The sequence below is a fragment of the Arthrobacter sp. UNC362MFTsu5.1 genome (genome assembly GCF_000685965.1).
Taxonomy (GTDB): Bacteria; Actinomycetota; Actinomycetes; order Actinomycetales; family Micrococcaceae; genus Arthrobacter.
Window position 1 is genome coordinate 1 of record NZ_JMLE01000009.1, and the last position, 15,904, is coordinate 15,904.

A 15,904-nucleotide genomic window follows, 5' to 3' on the forward strand; every position below is an offset into this window, starting at 1 on the left:
AGCGTCGTCAGCGTCATCTGGTTCGGCATCTTCGGCGGAGCCGCTTTCCACGTCCAACAGGAAGCCGATAAAACAGGCACCCCCGGACTGGTAACAACAGTCAACGGCGTCCCGTCCGTGAACTTCGACGGCGCACTCTTCGACCTGGTCAAAAACCTTGGCATGCCCGGCTGGCTCACCGCCGCCGTCATCGTGCTGGCCATGATCCTGGTAGCAATCTTCTTCATCACCGGCGCCGACGCCGCATCCATCGTGATGGGATCACTTAGCTCCAACGGCGCCGAACACCCCCGCCGCGGAGTAGTGATCTTCTGGGGCACCCTCACCGGCGCCGTGGCAGCAGTCATGCTGCTCGCCGGCGGCGACGAACCCTCCGAAGCCCTGGCCGGCCTCCAACGCATCACCATCGTCGCAGCACTACCCTTCATCATCGTCATGCTCCTGCTCTGCTTCGCCCTCACCAAAGACCTCCGACGCGACCCCCTCTCCCTCCGACGACGCCTGGCCACATCCGTCGTCGAACGCGCCATACGCACCGGCGTAGAACAACACGGCGGCATCCAATTCGACCTCGTCACAAAACACGACTGCGCCGACACCTGCCCGGACCCCGACTCCCACCAAGGCGGCACCCACACCGGCAGCATCCCCACCGTCCAGACCCGCCACACAAACCCCAACAACAACTAAAACCACCACCAGTCCCAACCGCCGGGTGGCACGCGGCTTCCTGGCCCGTGCCACCCGGGCACACCCACCTCCAACGCACAGCAAAGGTTATCTACATGTCCCAGCTCCACGACCAAGAACAGACTCTCCGGATCAGCAGCCACGGGAAGGAGTTTGTGGATATCCAGTTGCAGTCCTCAAGTCCAGTGACCGTTCGGCTGCAGCTGGATGGGGGCTGCAACTGCCGCCACGACAACGACAACCGCCCCGGCTCGTATATTGACAGCGACCTCGGTTCCCGCTGACGGCGGCTGCACCGGCCACACCGCATCAGCCATATACCCATGACCATTCAACTGGGCATCCCAGTACTGCGCCTGGCCAGGAACAATAGCCAGGGGCCCGCGCCTACATCACGGCCGGCCGGACTGCCTTCGAAGTTGCTGGACCGTTTTGGCCGCCAAGCAACCGACATGCGGCTGTCCGTGACAGACAAATGCAACCTCCGGTGCACCTACTGCATGCCGGCGGATGGCATGCAATGGCTGCCGAAGGAAGCCGTCATGACAGCAGGTGAGATCGAGAGAATCGTGGGCATCGGCGTCGAGCGACTGGGTGTGAGGGAACTCCGAATCACTGGAGGAGAGCCTCTGGTCAGACCGGACCTCGTCGAGGTCATCGCCACACTTCGGGCGCGTCATCCCGAGCTCCCCATCTCCATGACCACCAACGGCGTCGGGCTCGATAAGAAGGCGGAGGCGCTCAAGGAGGCCGGGCTTACCCGGGTCAATGTTTCCCTAGACTCCCTGCATGAGGAGGTTTTCAGCCAACTGACCCGGCGCCCGTTCCTCGGTAAAGTGCTCGCCGGCGTCGAGGCAGCCCGCGCTGCGGGCCTTGGACCGGTCAAGATCAACGCAGTGCTGATGCGCGGTGTCAACGACCAGGAAGCCCCGGAGTTGTTGGAGTGGGCCTTGCAGCGAGACATTGAGCTGCGCTTCATCGAACAAATGCCGCTGGACGCGCAACGCGGCTGGACTGAGCACGGGATGATCACGGCCCCTGAGATACGCGCCCTGCTGTCCGCAGAGTTTGTCCTGGAACGGGATCGCCGCCAGCGGGACGGCGCGCCGGCCGAACGGTTTGAAGTACGACGACGGCACGCGGCTACCGGCGAAGCGTCCGGAACTGTTCTGGGAACCGTAGGGATCATTGCCTCAGTCAGCGAACCCTTTTGTTCGGACTGCCGGCGTACCCGCGTCACGGCTGAGGGAAAGATCATGAGCTGTCTGTTTTCACGGGAGAAGTTCGACATCCTGGCGCTCCTGCGGGCTGGTGCGGAGGACGACGAACTCATGCACCTTTGGCAGGATGCCATGTGGAAGAAGCCGCGAGCGCACGGCATGGACCACGCTGGTCTTGGAACTGAAGACTTTGTGCAGCCTGACCGCAGCATGAGCGCCATCGGAGGATAAGACGAATGCTCGTTCGATATTTTGCCGCCGCCTGCGCAGCGGCAGGCGTCGAAGAGGAACACCTCGATGTTCCCGACGGCACCACCCTGGACGGACTCATCGCAGTCATGCTGACCGTCGACCGCGGAATGGCGGGAGCGGCTGGCCCCGCTCTTTCGCTGGCTGAGGTCATCACCCGGAGCACGTTCTTACGGAACGAGGTCGCACTGCGGGACCGCGGTGCGGCGCTTAGTGCGGGAGATGTGGTGGACGTGCTGCCGCCCTTCGCTGGCGGTTAGTGCACCTCATCCTCCCGGCGACATCCTCCCTGCGTCCTCCGAGGGGGCTCCGAACCATGTCGGCAGGTGGTGGAGCAGGTCGTTCTGGTCTTCGCCGATCCAGGCGACGTGGCCGTCCGGTCGGAGCAGGACCGCGGGTGCGTCCAGTTCTCCGCTGACGTCCGCGACGTGGTCGATCCGGTCCGTCCATCCCGTCACGGAGAGTTTTCCGGTCTGGTCCAGTAGGAGCCCGCGGCCTTCGCGGGTCAGCTCGTAGAGACGGCCCCGTGAGAGCGGGATGTCGCGCAGCCGTTTGCCGAGCATCTCGGGCCCTTCACCGAAGTTGTAGCGGATCCCGATCGCGGTGATCTTCTCGGCCAGGAATTGGCGGACGTCCTCGAAGTCCATCAGCTCGGTCAGCAGCCGGCGCACAGCCTGCGGGCCGGGTTCGGTGGAGAGCAGCTCGCTTTGGGCGCGGGTGATGGTCAGCACGTCTTCGGCGACGGGGTGACGCTCGGTGTAGTAGCTGTCCAGCAGCCCTTCCGGTGCCCACCCGTTGTCCTCGGCAGCGAGTTTCCATCCGAGGTTGAAGGCGTCCTGGATGCCGAGGTTCAGACCCTGCCCTCCCAAGGGCGGGTGGATGTGCGCTGCGTCGCCAGCGAGTAGGACCCGGCCCACTCGATATCGTTCGGCAAGCCGGGTGGCGTCGCTGAACCTGGACAGCGAGCGTGGTGAGTGGGCGCCGAAGTCGGTTCCCGCATACGCCCGCAGCTGCGTCCGGAACTCTTCCAGTGTGGGCGGGACCGAACGGTCCTCGGCCACCGTCGCCGCCGGCACGACGGCTCGGTACAGGCCGTTTGCGGTGGGGCCGATGCCGAACCCCTTGTGGGTCTTTCGTACCTCGCCCGCCACCTCCGCGAGCTCGTCCGGCGGCGTGGTCACCTCCACCTCGCCGAGGAGCCACTCGGTCTTGGCGGGCTCGCCGGGGAAGCCGATGCCGAGTATTCTGCGCACCAGGCTGCGTCCGCCGTCGCACCCGACCAGCCAGCGTGAGCGCAACTGTGTGCCGTCGCCGAGCCCGACGTTCACCCCGTCCCTGTCCTGTTCAACACCCGTCACCTCGCAGCCGCGGCGGATCTGGGCGCCGAGCTCGCCGGCGCGCTCGGCCAGCAGGCGGTCGGTGACCGGCTGGGGGATGCCGAGGACATAAGCGTGTGCTGTGTCCAGGTTCGCCGTTCGGGGTTTGTCGATCGCGGCAAAGCCGCCAACACCGGGATACTGCTGCCCGTGTGCGAGGAACCTTTCCAGTAGCCCGCGCTGGTCCATGATCTCGATGCTGCGCGGATGCAGGCCGAGCGAACGGACGGCGGTTCCTGGCTCCGCATCCTTCTCCAGCACGAGCACGTCCACGTCGTGGAGTCGCAGCTCGCTGGCCAGCATCATCCCTGTCGGCCCGCCGCCGCTAATGATCACGTCGAACATATAAACCCCAAATCATTTTCCCGCGCTGAACGGCCCAATGCAGTCCGCATTTCCGCAAGATTTTCTTGCCGCGGCCAACCATTTTCGTCGATGTGAGGGGCCTTGCGGCAAGCCCCCCGGCGCGCTGTATTCTGAAAATGGAAAGGAGATATATTCCCCTTGCCATTTGTATGTGCTGACTTGCGAAGACCCTAGGACGCCTCGGGAACGCACGGGACAGCACACCCGCCGAGCACAGCACGCGGGACCGCTGACAAATGTTGTGGGTCCGCCGGCGCTGATTCCCGGAGGTTCCCCGGAGCCCGACGTAGATCTGACTTCGCCTGCCCCCTGGTTGGCCGCCAATCCGTGGCCGGCTGATCCGGCTCGGGCACTGGCCCTTCCAGCGCTGCGACCATATGTCCCAGGTCGCGGGCCTCGGAAGGAGCTCTTGGCGGGTGTCGAAGGTGGGCCGCCCCTCCTAAGAGGCAGTCCGGGCGGGGTGCGGAGACTCTGCCAACGTTCGTGGCGCAGCCCTCACCGATCGGCCCAGCCGGTTGGCGCGGGTGCATCGAGGAAAGTGATCACGACGTCGCGCACGAGTTCAGTCCGGGCGAGCCCGAAGAAATGGGTTGTGCCAGGGAACACCGCATGCTGCGATGCAGGCACGCCCTCGAAGTCCCCGTTCACGTCTCCCCCGCGCAGTTGGAGGAACTTCACCGCGTGCTCGAGCTTAACCATGTCGCAGTCGCCGACCGTAAAGAGTGTCGGGGCCGCGATTCCGCGGATTTCGTCGTCGCTCCATCCACTCTCCCCCGCGCCGTAGCGTGCGAGTTTGTCGAGCAGACCCTGCAGGTGCTGGCGGTCGGGATGCGGCGACACGGCGAGGTAGCGTTTCTCCATCGGGGTTCCCGCGATCATGTCCACCGTCAGCTCCGCAACCGCTTCGGCGTTGCCGCCACGGTCACCCTCTGGCCGGAACGACACCGACGACACGATGAGCTTGCGAACGAGTCCCGGGTGGCGGATGGCAAGATCAAGCGCGACCGCACCGCCGACGCTGAAACCGAACACGTCGACGTTCCCGACCCCGAGGTGCTCAAGAAGCCCGATGACATCGGATGCCAGATCGGCAGTGCCCAGCGGCCGGTCGGTGTCGTTGGTGCGTCCGTGCCCTTGGAAATCCGTCGCGATCACGCGGCGCCCGGCTGACAGGCTCGGGATCAGCGCGCCGAACTGCAGCTCGATGTCGAAGAGCCCGCCGTGCAGGAGCAACAGGGGCGTGCCGCCGTCGCCGTGCAGCTCGTAGTACATCCGGAGCCCGTTCACCGACGCGTATCCCGTTTCGGGTGCGGCTGTCGTTTCCTCAGTCATCCACGAGCCTCCTCTGGCCTGCGCGTCTGTCGTGTCTCCCATCCTGACACTGCACGCGGTGCCGCGGCCAGCACTTTCGACAGCTGGCCCGCCCGGAAAGCCGACGGCGCTATTCGACCCCGCGGGCCAAAGCGGCCTGCACTGCCAGAAACGGGGCGGACTCGCCCGCAAGCAACCGCTCGACCAAGGCGAGCCTGAACCAGCGTTCCTTGCCTCTAACGTTCTTCCTCATTGCCGCGTCGAGTCCGTCAGCGTGCCTCCACACAGCGATCGGCGTGGGCGAGGGCAAGTCGGCGTCCCTCCCACTGTGACCCGCCGCCCTGGCTGACGCTGATGTCCAGATGTACCCGGTTCTTCGCCTTTTTCCTTCGGGAACCGGCTGAAAGAACAGGCGGGGGCCTTTGCCGGCAGGGTCGACGAGAGCAACACGCCACAGCTCCTCCGGGATGCCTTGGTTCGTGGCAAATTCCGCCCAGCTCGAAAATCCTTCCGGCGGTTCCTGGAGGTCATAGCTGAGGGCCACCGTCCAAAACCGCGCCATTGTCTCGATGTCATGGCAGTCAAAGGTCAGCTGGAATGGATAGGACACCGGGCCGCCTTCCGTTTCGGATGGAACAACTATGCCATTGACCTTCTCCTGATGCCCCCGTCAGCTCCGGAGCCGCTTGGGCCGGTGGTCCGCTTGCTCATGATGTGCCGGGCGGTCCAAGGAGATTCGCGTGCTGGCGACAGCTCCGCGATCAGATCAGGTGGCCGGCTTCATTTCGATGAGCTGGATGAGGTTGCCGCAGGTGTCATCAAAGACGGCCACAACAGCGGTGCCGATGTCAGTCGGTGGCTGTGTGAACACCACGCCCTTGCTGGTCAGCCTGGCGTGCTCGGCCTCGATGTCGTCGACGGCGAATTGAGCGAGTGGGATGCCGTCTTCGACAAGGGCATCCCGATAAGGCTTCACGGCAGGGTGGCTCGAGGGCTCCAGAAGCAGCTCCGGACCGTCAGGCGAGTCGGGCGACACGACGGTGAGCCAGAAGTTGTCACCGAGGGGGATGTCATGGCGCTTCGTGAAGCCGAGCACCTCGGTGTAGAAGGCAAGGGCTGCTCGCTGATCGTCGACGAATAGGCTCGTTAGGGCAATTTTCATTTTTCGGTCCTCTTTCTGGTGGGCCATCGCTCCCTGATCTCGGCGAGTGGCCCTGGGTTGAAGTAGTGGAACTTGGAACGTCCTCGCCTCTCCGTCACCACGAGGCCGGCCGACTCGAGCACGCCTAGGTGTTGCGAGATCGCCTGTCGCGTGAGGCTGATGCCGTGCCCCATCGTGAGCGCGGAACAAATCTCGAACAGGGTTTGGCCGTCGTGCGCTAGAAGTTCATCGAGGACGAGACGTCTTGTCTCATCGTCGAGAGCTCGGAAGACATCGACCATGGAACCACTATAGGCAAGTCTTGACTTGCCTATCAACGCCCTGAAAATGACAAAGGGCCATGCCACACAGAGGGCCGCCCAGAGCCACTGCAAGGAACGGAAACCCAGGAAGGCATGCAGGACGGGAGCTGACCCTGACCACATCGTGAAGGCCACAGGGAAGCGACTGAAAAGCAGAGAACACCTCCCCAGCCGGAACCGCTCATGTCGCCCGCCGAGGGGCCCTCACGTGAACATTTCCCTGTTCGACGGGCGCCCCGGTACGGTTCACACACCCATCGAGCCTGTGGTTAGGCTGGGTGCATGGCGACAGTTATTCTCGTGCGGCACGGCCGCACCACAGCCAATGCCTCTGGACTGCTGGCCGGGCGGGCCGTCGGCGTCAGCCTGGACCAGATCGGGCTCGAACAGGCGGCTCTGACCGGGGACCGGCTCGCGGCCGTGCCCGTGGTCGGGGTGGTGTCGAGCCCTCTTGAGCGTTGTCAGCAGACCGCCCAACTCATCCTCGACCGCCAGGCAGGCACGCCGTACGCGCCGGTCGATCTCGATCTCACCGAGTGCGATTACGGCCAGTGGCAAGGCCGCACGCTCAGTGATCTCGCGACCGAGGATTTGTGGCCGGTTGTGCAGTCGCAACCGTCCGCCGTCGTCTTTCCCGGCGGTGAATCCATGGCCGCGATGCAGGCTCGGGCTGTGGCAGCGATTCGACGCCACGATGCAGCGTTCGAAGCCGAGTACGGGCCGGGGGCTGTGTGGGTCGCGGTGAGTCACGGCGACATCATCAAGTCAATCCTCGCCGACGCGCTCGGCATGCACCTTGACCTGTTCCAGCGAATTCACGTGGGCCCAGCTTCCGTATCGATCGTGAGCTACGGCGCTAGTCGGCCGAGCGTCTACGCGACCAACACCGACGCGGGTGATCTGTCGTGGCTGTCGACAGGCATCCACTCTGGCGATGCGCCGGTGGGCGGCGGTGCAGGACAGAAGGCGCCATGAACCTTATGTGCCTAGAATACTGACATGCCTACACGTGTTCACGAGTTTGCCTGGCCTGATCGGGTCGTCGTCGGCACCATTGGCCTTCCGGGGGCGCGCACGTTCTACCTGCAGGTGCGCGCCGGTAAGCAAATCGTGAGTATTGCCCTGGAGAAGCAGCAGTCGGCCCTGCTCGCAGAGAAGATCGACGAAATTCTCGACCAGCTCATCACGGTCGAGGGCAACCCCTTCAGCGTTCCCACAAGCACTCCCATTGAACTTGTCGACAATGACCAGCTCGAGGCCGTTCAGGAGCAGTTCCGTACCGGCGCCATAAGCCTAGGTTGGGACCCAACCACTGCCCAGGTCGTAATAGAGGCCTACCCCATCACCGATGTCGATGCCGATGACAACGACGAATCGCTAAATGATGACGGCGCTGACGAGCCCGAAATGCTGCTGGTGCGAATGCCGGTCGGCACGGCCCGCGCATTCGCCAAGCGGACCCGGGAGATTGTGGGCGCAGGGCGTCCGGCGTGCCCGCTCTGCGGTTACCCCATAGACGCCGACGGACACACCTGCACCTTTCCCGAGGTCTGATGCCGGCGCCGGACCTCGTGACCGCCGAGCTGACGCTCACCGGCCGCATCACGACGGCGTCAAACGCCACCTTTTTGGGGAACATCGGCGACGTGATGGTCGTCTATAAGCCGATAGCTGGCGAAAGTCCGCTGTGGGATTTTCCCCACGGCGCCCTGGCTCACCGGGAGGTGGCCGCCTACCTGGTCTCGCAGGCCTTCGGCTGGGACGTCGTGCCGCGCACCTGGCTGCGCGATGGTCCCCTGGGCGAAGGAATGGTGCAGCTCTGGCAGGAGCAAGACCCCGCCCAAAGCGCGGTGAACCTGGTCGCGGCGGACCAGGTGCCGGAGACGGGCTGGAAGCAAGTCCTCGAGGGACGTGATGAGACCGGACGGATGGTCGCCCTCGTTCACGAAGACTCGCCGGCGCTCAGGCGCATGGCGGTGTTCGACATGGTGGTCAACAACGCCGACCGCAAGGGCGATCACATTCTTGCCATGGCGGACGGACACCGGCACGGCGTGGACCATGGGCTCACCTTTCACCGTGACCACAAGCTGCGCACGGTGCTGTGGGGATGGATAGGAGACGCCCTCACCCCTGAGGAACGCGAGGGCATCGATCGTGTCAGTGAAGGACTCCACGGTGGGCTGGGCCAAAAACTGGCGGACTTGCTCAGCGCCGAAGAAATTGCATCGCTCGCCGCGCGCTGCGCCCGGTTGCGCCGGGCAGGGCGGTTTCCGGCTCCGAGCGGTGAGATGCCGGCGGTACCCTGGCCGCTGTTCTAAGGGACTTAAGGCCACGGCTCCGCAGGCTGTATCACGTTGATGGCCTGTCACTTGAGGTAGCGACGGCCCTCATCATTCTTGAGTCCGGCCGCGGCCGTCAAAAGCCCCCGCAGAAGGCCTCATCTAAACCAGTTTGTGCCCACCCGAGGACCGCAAGCGTGCGTCGTCGACACACGAAACCCCATTTCCTATGTGAGGAAAACGTTTGGTCCGAGTAGCTGGGCTGGGTGCTTACGAAACAACTTTGAATATGTAAAAATTCAATGTAATAGGAAAGCGTGCTTGCGGCCCGCTCCCGTTGATGAGTGGCAGGACGGTTCCCCTAGATGCAAAGTATGGCTATCTCCACTCGCGCTTTGGACCTGCTCTTGCTGTTGCGCGGCAGCGAACCGGAAGGGCTGGGCCGCGCAGAACAAGTGTCCTACCAGATCGAGACTGCAATCTTGATGGGCATTCTGACCGAGGGTGATCGGCTGCCAACGGAATCCGTCCTTGCCGGAGAACTGGGCATCTCGCCGATCACCCTTCGCCAGTCCCTGGCCGCCCTCCGGGCCAAGGGCCTCATCGAAACCAGCCGCGGCCGCAGCGGCGGGAGCGTTATCCGCCGCCAAGTAGAACTTTCCGACAGTCAGTTGCAGCACAAGCTCAGAAAAACAAGCACGGAATCGCTCCGGGACCTCGGGGACCTCGGTGCGGCCATCGCGGCAATGTCTGCCCGACTAGCCGCAAGACGGGCAGATCCTCAGAATGTTGAACATTTGGAAGCCTTGGTAGGTCACCACAGTAATACCGTGGAGGAACGGGCCCGGCGTCGCATGGACAGTCGGTTTCACGTCGCCATCAGTATCGCCGCGCAATCCAGCAGATTGACCTCGGCGGCGCTCCAACTTGAGGCCGAACTTATGACGCTATGGTGGGGCATGCCGGATCACTCGGGCAGCGCGGACGAACTGGTCAAACAGCATATGGCGATCGTCGAGGCGATCAAGGGCCGGGACGGGGATGTTGCAGCCCGCGCTGCGGAGCGCCATAGCCGAAGCGAGATGGAATTCTTGATTGAGCAGCATCTTAGGTTGACCATGCGGCCGGAAGAAGGTGCGTGACATGTACACCCTGGACGCGGCCCTTCACCGGAGCTGACGCCATCTCTTCCAGCCTCAACGGGGTCTTCGCGGACGGGAGGTCTGGCAGTGGGCACCTACATCGACTTCGGCGCTCCCGCCCCCTTGGGCTGCCGGGCGTCACAGCCGAAATCCGCTACAAGGAGCCAGGTCAGAGAGCAGCCACTAGTCCCGGCCCGGTCTGGCCGGCGAGCCAGACCGCTATCTGCGTGCGCGACGTGAAACCCAGCTTCGCAAGGATGCCCTCGACATGGCCGTCGGCCGTGCGTGGCGAGACCACAAGCTCGGCGGCGATGTCCGTGTTGCTGCAACCTCGGCGACAAGACCCGCATTCTCGTGTTCCCGCTTTGTGAGCGCCGGGCCGGCTGCGGTGCGGTGGCCGAGGAACAACGGACATGGCCTTGGGACATGTGCACGAAGGGGGACTCGGCCCTGAGACGCTGGTCCTCTACACGGGCAGTGCAGTGGCGGCGGAGAACATCGTTCGGATTCGCCGCAAGGCCCACGGAGCCCGCGCTCCAGCCTGCCGTTCAACTGCAACGGGAACATGTGGTGGAAACGGAGGCAGAACTCGCGGCACGAGAGGCCCGTTATGGAGTGATCGACCACGACCTCGGCGCGTTTGCCCAGCGCCATGACGGGCGAAATTCCCCGAGGGGTTAGCTTCGGTTCAGTCCTTTGCCCTGATTCACAGCATTCATGGCGGCGATGTGCTGGGCCATGTAGTTGAGGCTGTCATCCATTTTGTTCTGCCAACTCAAGGTGGCTCCTCGAAGATCCGCCGCATCGATCGATTCAAAGATTTCCGTGTTTTGTTCAAGGATTGTTTGTGGTGAAAATGCGTATCGTGCCCCGAGGACTGCAAAGTTCATGAATGCCTGCTTAGTAAGCGTCTCCAACATTGCCGGTATTCGGTTCAGGCCTGATGCCTCAAACAGTGCGATTTGGAAATCCATATCCAGGTAATGGGCCCGGGTTATATCGTTGCGCCGAGCACAATCGCCCAGCTCATCCAGGTGATTCCTGACTCGGGAGCGCCCTTCGGGACTCCAACGACTGGCCGCCCGAACTACGATCGCTCCCAAAGCACGCCGGGCCATGTAGGTCTCCGCGACGTCATCAAGGGAAGGAACTCGCACCACCACGGAATCTGACCTGGCGGCGGTAACCAACCCATCCTCGGTGAGCGCGCGAACAGCAGCTCGAATGTCCCGCACGGGTGCGCCCAGGAAACGGCCCAATTCCCCCATCGAAATTTCGCTCTCGCCGGAGAAGGTTCCGTCGACAAGCCCCTGGCGAATTACCGAAAGAATACCCTCGGCCAATAAATTCCCGGCCCGCAGGACTTCGGCCGAACTTGAACCCATAGAGGTGGACTCTTTGCGATCAACCGTCCATGCGAAGGGTGTCCGCCCACCTTGGAACCACCGGCGGATGCGCGCCTCCAGGTCCGCCAACAGCGTCCCGGATGGCACTTCCGGCAGGAGGTCAAGGGCAGCTAGCAGCCTCTGCCATTGCCACGCATCGGCCAGGTGCGCTGCCGGCCTCGCGCCGGCGGGTACTGCAAAACTGCCGCTCACCAGAATAATGGCTTCGGTAAGGCTATGCCCTGCGGATTCCAGCGACATCCAAAGGTCCTGGCTGTGGCCCGTGGTTTCACGATCCGGGGGGACACCCAGAAGCAGATCCGCAGCCAGCACCGCCCGCAGTCGTCTCTTGCTGCTGGCTGACAGACCGGCCGGGTACCGTGCACGCGACGCGCGGGAGGGACTCAGGACGAGGCAGGAGCCCGACGGTCCCACGGCGAATCCAACCAACACCATCTGCCGCTCCGCCAGCATGGCACTAATCGACTTGGTTGTTTGGTCGGGCGTCATGAACTCCTGCCAGGTCCGCGCCACGAACGATTGGCTCAGGCCGACAGCTTCAGCAACATGGCGACTGGAACTTTTGGTTGATTGCATCCAGAGTGGCGCCGTCAAAACGGCACGTTTGAGTTCGGCGCGATCGCTTGCACTTCCCATGCGGCAAGTCTAGGCCCATGGCCTGACTCAAAGACTCAATACTGCACCACTTCCCCGCGTTGGTATTCCCATCATCGAAGGTGCGACCAATCATGGAGACCGAAGGGTCCTATCGATCACCCGGACCGCACCCCAACCAACTCCCAAAGGAGAGCAAATGTACGATGTCGCCATCATTGGTGGAGGCCCCGCCGGGCTGGCCGCCGCTTACAACCTTGAGCGTGCAGGCCAGAAAGTGATCATCCTGGAGGAAACAGGCCGGCTTGGCGGGCGTGCAAAGACCGTGGACATCAACGGGGAACCGGTCAACATGGGTGCCATGTTCGTGTACACCGGCACGGCTTCGCATGAGTTGGCAGTGGAACTGGGCGTAGCCCTGGAACCCTTCGAACCGACGACATTTGGGATCCACACCAACGGCACAACCATCGTAGCGACCGACCACGATGACCTGGTTGAGCGACTCCCGCTCGACGAGGAGTCGCGAAACGGCCTCCGGGCGTTCATCGAGCGGGCGAGTTCGGAGTACTACGCGAACACTGTGGATGGACAACTTCGTCCGGCCACGCCGGGCTTTGGCGAAGAATCCGCCCAGTCGCGAATCAGCGATCTACCCCAAAACGTCCAGGAAATTCTCACCGCAGCAATCCGGGGCGGCTCGGTAGCTCATCCTTCAGAACTAAGCGCGACCTACGCTTTAAGGTACTTTGCCAGTTATCTGGTGCGGGAGAAGAAGAACCGGATGGTCTGCCTGAAGGGCATGCAGGCCATTCCCGCCGCACTAGCCAACGCCCTGCAAAGCACCGAGGTGCGAATGCATCACCGCGTGGACTTCATTCACCAGGATGTTGATGGACTGTGGAGCGCAAGAATCTCTGCGGCCGGGCCTGATGAAGGCTCGGGGCCCGCCATCGAAACCCAGGATGTGACCGCGAGGCACGTGATTATGGCGGTTCCTGCCCCACGGATTGCCGGAATGGTCCGGCTGCCGGAATGGAAGAGCCAGGCCCTGGAGTCCGTGCAGACACCCGGCTCCACCGAGCTTGGCGTTGTTGTGGACATCAGCGCACCGGAACTGGCCGGCATTGACGATTGGTCGTTCATCGCAACCGCCGGGCGAATGTTCGACGTGGTAATCAATCCGAGGCCGGGACGCAAGGACGGAAAGGCCCAATTTGTCTGCTACGGCAATTCGGCCGGATACATCCCGGAAGCCAACGACCCCACCTCAGGCGTCCTGGAACAGTGGATCGAGGAATTCCTGACTGTGGCACCGCAACTACGGGGGCACATCCTCGGGGCCAGCATCCAGTCGTGGCAGCACTGCTTCTCGTTGCTGACACCGACCCGGGCCGCCGCTCTTCCGCTGCTCCAGGCTCCGGTTGCCAGCACGCTGCATTTTGCAGGCGACTACTCCTCCGAGACGGCCGGTACGCATGGGGCGTATTCGGAGGCCAGACGCGTCAGCCACGACATCCTCACCGGCGTAACAACAGGTACGACCGCGCAATCATCGTAAAAGCTATTGCCTTAATCATACAAGGATGTATGCTTTAGGTGTGACTAGGGCCACAAGCACCTGCGGCCCAGTTCACATCAACGCTCCGTCCATGAGTGCGGGTTGTATGCGTCAGTTAATCGAAGGAACCAAAAATGGGCTTAAGTTTTGGCACAAAAGCTCCCCCAACCGCGCTCTCCGGCACGGTCGAGGTGTCCGGGCTTGGCAAGCGATATGGAGTCGTCCAGGTCTTGTCGGATGTAAATCTCTCTATGGCCGAAGGCGAAGTAGTCTCGATCATCGGCCCATCAGGCGCCGGCAAGAGCACGTTCTTACGATGCCTGAACTACTTGGAAACCCCCAGCGAAGGCACGATCGCGATTGGCGGAGCCCACGTTGTTGCCGGCGGAAAATTGCCGGACAAGGCGAGCCTGGACCACCTCCGGCGAGTCACCGGAATGGTGTTCCAAAGCTTCAATCTCTTCCCTCACCTGACCGTGATGGAGAACATCACCCTGCCCCAGCGAAAGGTGCTGGGCTCAAGCAAAGAACAGGCGGAGGAGGTTGCCAACAAGTTGCTCAAGCGGGTTGGACTTCCTGAAAAGGCCATGGCGTACCCGGCCCGGCTCTCGGGAGGGCAACAGCAACGCATCGCCATCGCCCGGGCTCTGGCACTCTCACCCAAGGTCATGCTCTTCGACGAACCAACCTCCGCCCTGGATCCCGAGATCGGCCTGGAGGTACTCGCCGTCATGCGGGACCTCGCAGACGAGGGCATGACCATGCTAGTGGTTACCCACGAAATGCACTTCGCCCGCGACGTCTCGAACCGCATCATGGTGATGGGCAACGGCGGCGTCCTCGAAATCGGACCCAGCGAGCAGGTGATGTCGGACCCGCAAAACGAACGCACCCGGCAGTTCCTCAAGGCCGTGCTGGACAGGTGAGACGGCGATGATTACCCAACTCCTGACCTCGATTGCCCAAGGCGTCGGACTCACGCTCTACGTAACCGGCGCCTCACTCCTGATCGGAGGCGTCATCGGCCTGGTGCTCGTCGGCGCCGCCCGCTCACCCATCGCGATCATCCGCACCATTGCCACCCTCTACATCAACTTCGTCCGCGTCATCCCGCCGATCACCTGGCTGTTCCTGATCTACTTCGGCCTGCCCCAGTACTCGCTGCGGCTGTCAACCATCCAGGCCGCGATAATAGGTTTCTCCATCATCGCCTCGGCATTCATGGCCGAGATCTACCGCTCAGGACTGCTCAGCATCCCCGACGGCCAACGGGAAGCTGCCCACGCCCTCGGGCTGAGCCCGGTCACCACAGTGGCACACATCATCACACCGCAGGCCTTCCGTGTCGCGCTGCCCGCGATCGCCACGTACGGCATCGGGCTCCTCAAAGACTCCGCCCTGGCGTCAACCATCGGAGTGCGTGAGATCACCTACTACGCCCAGCAAAGCGCGAAGCAGACGCACGAAGGCCTGCTTTCCTTCGTCGTTGCCGGGGCGCTCTACATCGTGATCAGCCTCGTCGTCGCCCTCGTGGCCCGACGTGTCGACCTCACGCTGCGCAGGAAGATCGGAGTGGCGTAATGGACATCCTCACGCAATGGCTCGGCTGGTTGCCCAACCTCACACCGGGTCTGTTTGTCAGCCTCCAGCTGACCGGACTCTCGCTGCTCTTCGGATTCCCCCTCGGCCTCCTGTTCGCCGTGATGGCAGCGGCGAAACTCGCACCCCTGCAGTGGATCTCCTTCTTCTTCGTTGAGATTGGACGGGGCTTGCCGGCCCTTGTGCTGTTGTACCTCTTGTACTTCAGCCTTCCGGATGCCGGCATCACCCTGACATCCCTGACCACCGCGATTATCGCGTTGACCTGGAATACCGGCGCATACGCCTCGGAATACTTCCGCGCCGGACTTGCCGCAGTGCCCTTGGGACAAAAAGAAGCGGCCCTCACCTCAGGGCTCCGCGGCTGGACGGGATTCCGGTTCATCATCCTGCCGCAGGCACTGCGGATTTCCACCCCGCCGTTGGCCGGTCTCGCAGTCCTGGTATTTCAGGGCAGTGCACTCGCCTTTGTCATCGCGGTGCCCGAATTGATGTCCAAGGCATTCGAAATTGGCTCCATCACGTTCGAATACCTCAGCGTCTACACCTTGACCGCAGTGATTTACGGATCCTTGACGCTCGTGTTCCTCGGCCTTGTGAGGCTCTTGGAACAGCGACTCGGCCGCCACCTGCAACGCAACTGA

General features: G+C 62.9%; 18 protein-coding genes. 11 read left to right on the forward strand and 7 right to left on the reverse strand.

The genetic code is table 11. The annotated features are described in order from the left end of the window. The 3 genes from BS38_RS0110160 to BS38_RS0110175 form a co-directional block, all read left to right on the forward strand. Positions 1–690 (forward strand): BCCT family transporter (locus tag BS38_RS0110160; RefSeq protein ID WP_028270702.1); only part of this gene is annotated, 690 nt, incomplete at its 5' end. Between the two features lie 323 nt (positions 691–1,013). After that, on the forward strand, positions 1,014–2,141 hold the full coding sequence (gene moaA, locus BS38_RS0110170) for a GTP 3',8-cyclase MoaA (protein WP_028270704.1): 1,128 nt from the start codon (positions 1,014–1,016) through the stop codon (positions 2,139–2,141). 5 nt (positions 2,142–2,146) lie between these two features. After that, the gene (locus BS38_RS0110175; protein WP_028270705.1) at positions 2,147–2,419 is read left to right on the forward strand and encodes a MoaD/ThiS family protein; all 273 of its coding nucleotides are present in this window, start codon (positions 2,147–2,149) and stop codon (positions 2,417–2,419) included. Positions 2,420–2,425: 6 nt separating this feature from the next. On the opposite strand, the gene rox is transcribed toward BS38_RS0110175, so the two are convergent. The 5 genes from rox to BS38_RS0110205 form a co-directional block, all read right to left on the reverse strand. After that, positions 2,426–3,880: a rifampin monooxygenase gene (gene rox, locus BS38_RS0110180; protein ID WP_028270706.1), complete on the reverse strand. Its 1,455-nt coding sequence runs from the start codon at positions 3,878–3,880 to the stop codon at positions 2,426–2,428. 516 nt (positions 3,881–4,396) lie between these two features. Continuing rightward, positions 4,397–5,233, reverse strand: coding sequence for an alpha/beta fold hydrolase (locus BS38_RS0110185; protein WP_028270707.1), 837 nt, complete (start codon positions 5,231–5,233; stop codon positions 4,397–4,399). Positions 5,234–5,342: 109 nt separating this feature from the next. Continuing rightward, positions 5,343–5,822 carry a VOC family protein gene (locus BS38_RS27945; RefSeq protein ID WP_051628836.1) on the reverse strand — a complete coding sequence of 160 codons (480 nt, stop codon included), beginning with the start codon at positions 5,820–5,822 and terminating at the stop codon, positions 5,343–5,345. Positions 5,823–5,978: 156 nt separating this feature from the next. Continuing rightward, the gene (locus tag BS38_RS0110200) at positions 5,979–6,374 is read right to left on the reverse strand and encodes a VOC family protein (RefSeq protein WP_028270708.1); all 396 of its coding nucleotides are present in this window, start codon (positions 6,372–6,374) and stop codon (positions 5,979–5,981) included. After that, positions 6,371–6,655: an ArsR/SmtB family transcription factor gene (locus BS38_RS0110205; RefSeq protein ID WP_028270709.1), complete on the reverse strand. Its 285-nt coding sequence runs from the start codon at positions 6,653–6,655 to the stop codon at positions 6,371–6,373. Before BS38_RS0110205 ends, BS38_RS0110200 begins: the two co-directional genes overlap by 4 nt. A 303-nt stretch (positions 6,656–6,958) precedes the next feature. Here BS38_RS0110205 and BS38_RS0110210 point away from each other — a divergent pair, with 303 nt between their 5' ends. The 4 genes from BS38_RS0110210 (at position 6,959) to BS38_RS24910 (ending at position 10,100) form a co-directional block, all read left to right on the forward strand. Next, positions 6,959–7,651: an MSMEG_4193 family putative phosphomutase gene (locus tag BS38_RS0110210; RefSeq protein WP_028270710.1), complete on the forward strand. Its 693-nt coding sequence runs from the start codon at positions 6,959–6,961 to the stop codon at positions 7,649–7,651. A 24-nt stretch (positions 7,652–7,675) separates the two neighbouring features. Further along, positions 7,676–8,230, forward strand: coding sequence for a DUF3090 domain-containing protein (locus tag BS38_RS0110215; protein WP_028270711.1), 555 nt, complete (start codon positions 7,676–7,678; stop codon positions 8,228–8,230). Further along, positions 8,230–8,997: an SCO1664 family protein gene (locus BS38_RS0110220; RefSeq protein WP_028270712.1), complete on the forward strand. Its 768-nt coding sequence runs from the start codon at positions 8,230–8,232 to the stop codon at positions 8,995–8,997. The genes BS38_RS0110215 and BS38_RS0110220 overlap by 1 nt, the downstream gene beginning before the upstream one ends. Positions 8,998–9,332: 335 nt before the next feature. Beyond that, positions 9,333–10,100 (forward strand): FadR/GntR family transcriptional regulator, encoded by a 768-nt coding sequence (locus tag BS38_RS24910; protein ID WP_197024928.1) that lies wholly within the window; start codon positions 9,333–9,335, stop codon positions 10,098–10,100. A gap of 169 nt (positions 10,101–10,269) precedes the next feature. On the opposite strand, the gene BS38_RS27820 is transcribed toward BS38_RS24910, so the two are convergent. Then, positions 10,270–10,515, reverse strand: a complete 246-nt coding sequence (locus tag BS38_RS27820; RefSeq protein ID WP_197024929.1) for a response regulator transcription factor — start codon at positions 10,513–10,515, stop codon at positions 10,270–10,272. 262 nt (positions 10,516–10,777) lie between these two features. Further along, a complete protein-coding gene (locus tag BS38_RS0110230; protein WP_081818867.1) occupies positions 10,778–12,142 on the reverse strand; it encodes a GntR family transcriptional regulator in 1,365 nt (454 codons plus the stop codon). Positions 12,143–12,299: 157 nt separating this feature from the next. Here BS38_RS0110230 and BS38_RS0110235 point away from each other — a divergent pair, with 157 nt between their 5' ends. The 4 genes from BS38_RS0110235 (at position 12,300) to BS38_RS0110250 (ending at position 15,904) form a co-directional block, all read left to right on the forward strand. Continuing rightward, positions 12,300–13,661: a flavin monoamine oxidase family protein gene (locus BS38_RS0110235; protein WP_028270714.1), complete on the forward strand. Its 1,362-nt coding sequence runs from the start codon at positions 12,300–12,302 to the stop codon at positions 13,659–13,661. A 134-nt stretch (positions 13,662–13,795) separates the two neighbouring features. Further along, complete coding sequence (locus tag BS38_RS0110240; RefSeq protein ID WP_081818868.1) at positions 13,796–14,587, forward strand: amino acid ABC transporter ATP-binding protein; 792 nt, start codon at positions 13,796–13,798, stop codon at positions 14,585–14,587. Between the two features lie 7 nt (positions 14,588–14,594). After that, a complete protein-coding gene (locus BS38_RS0110245) occupies positions 14,595–15,242 on the forward strand; it encodes an amino acid ABC transporter permease (protein ID WP_028270716.1) in 648 nt (215 codons plus the stop codon). Further along, on the forward strand, positions 15,242–15,904 hold the full coding sequence (locus BS38_RS0110250; RefSeq protein WP_028270717.1) for an amino acid ABC transporter permease: 663 nt from the start codon (positions 15,242–15,244) through the stop codon (positions 15,902–15,904). Before BS38_RS0110245 ends, BS38_RS0110250 begins: the two co-directional genes overlap by 1 nt.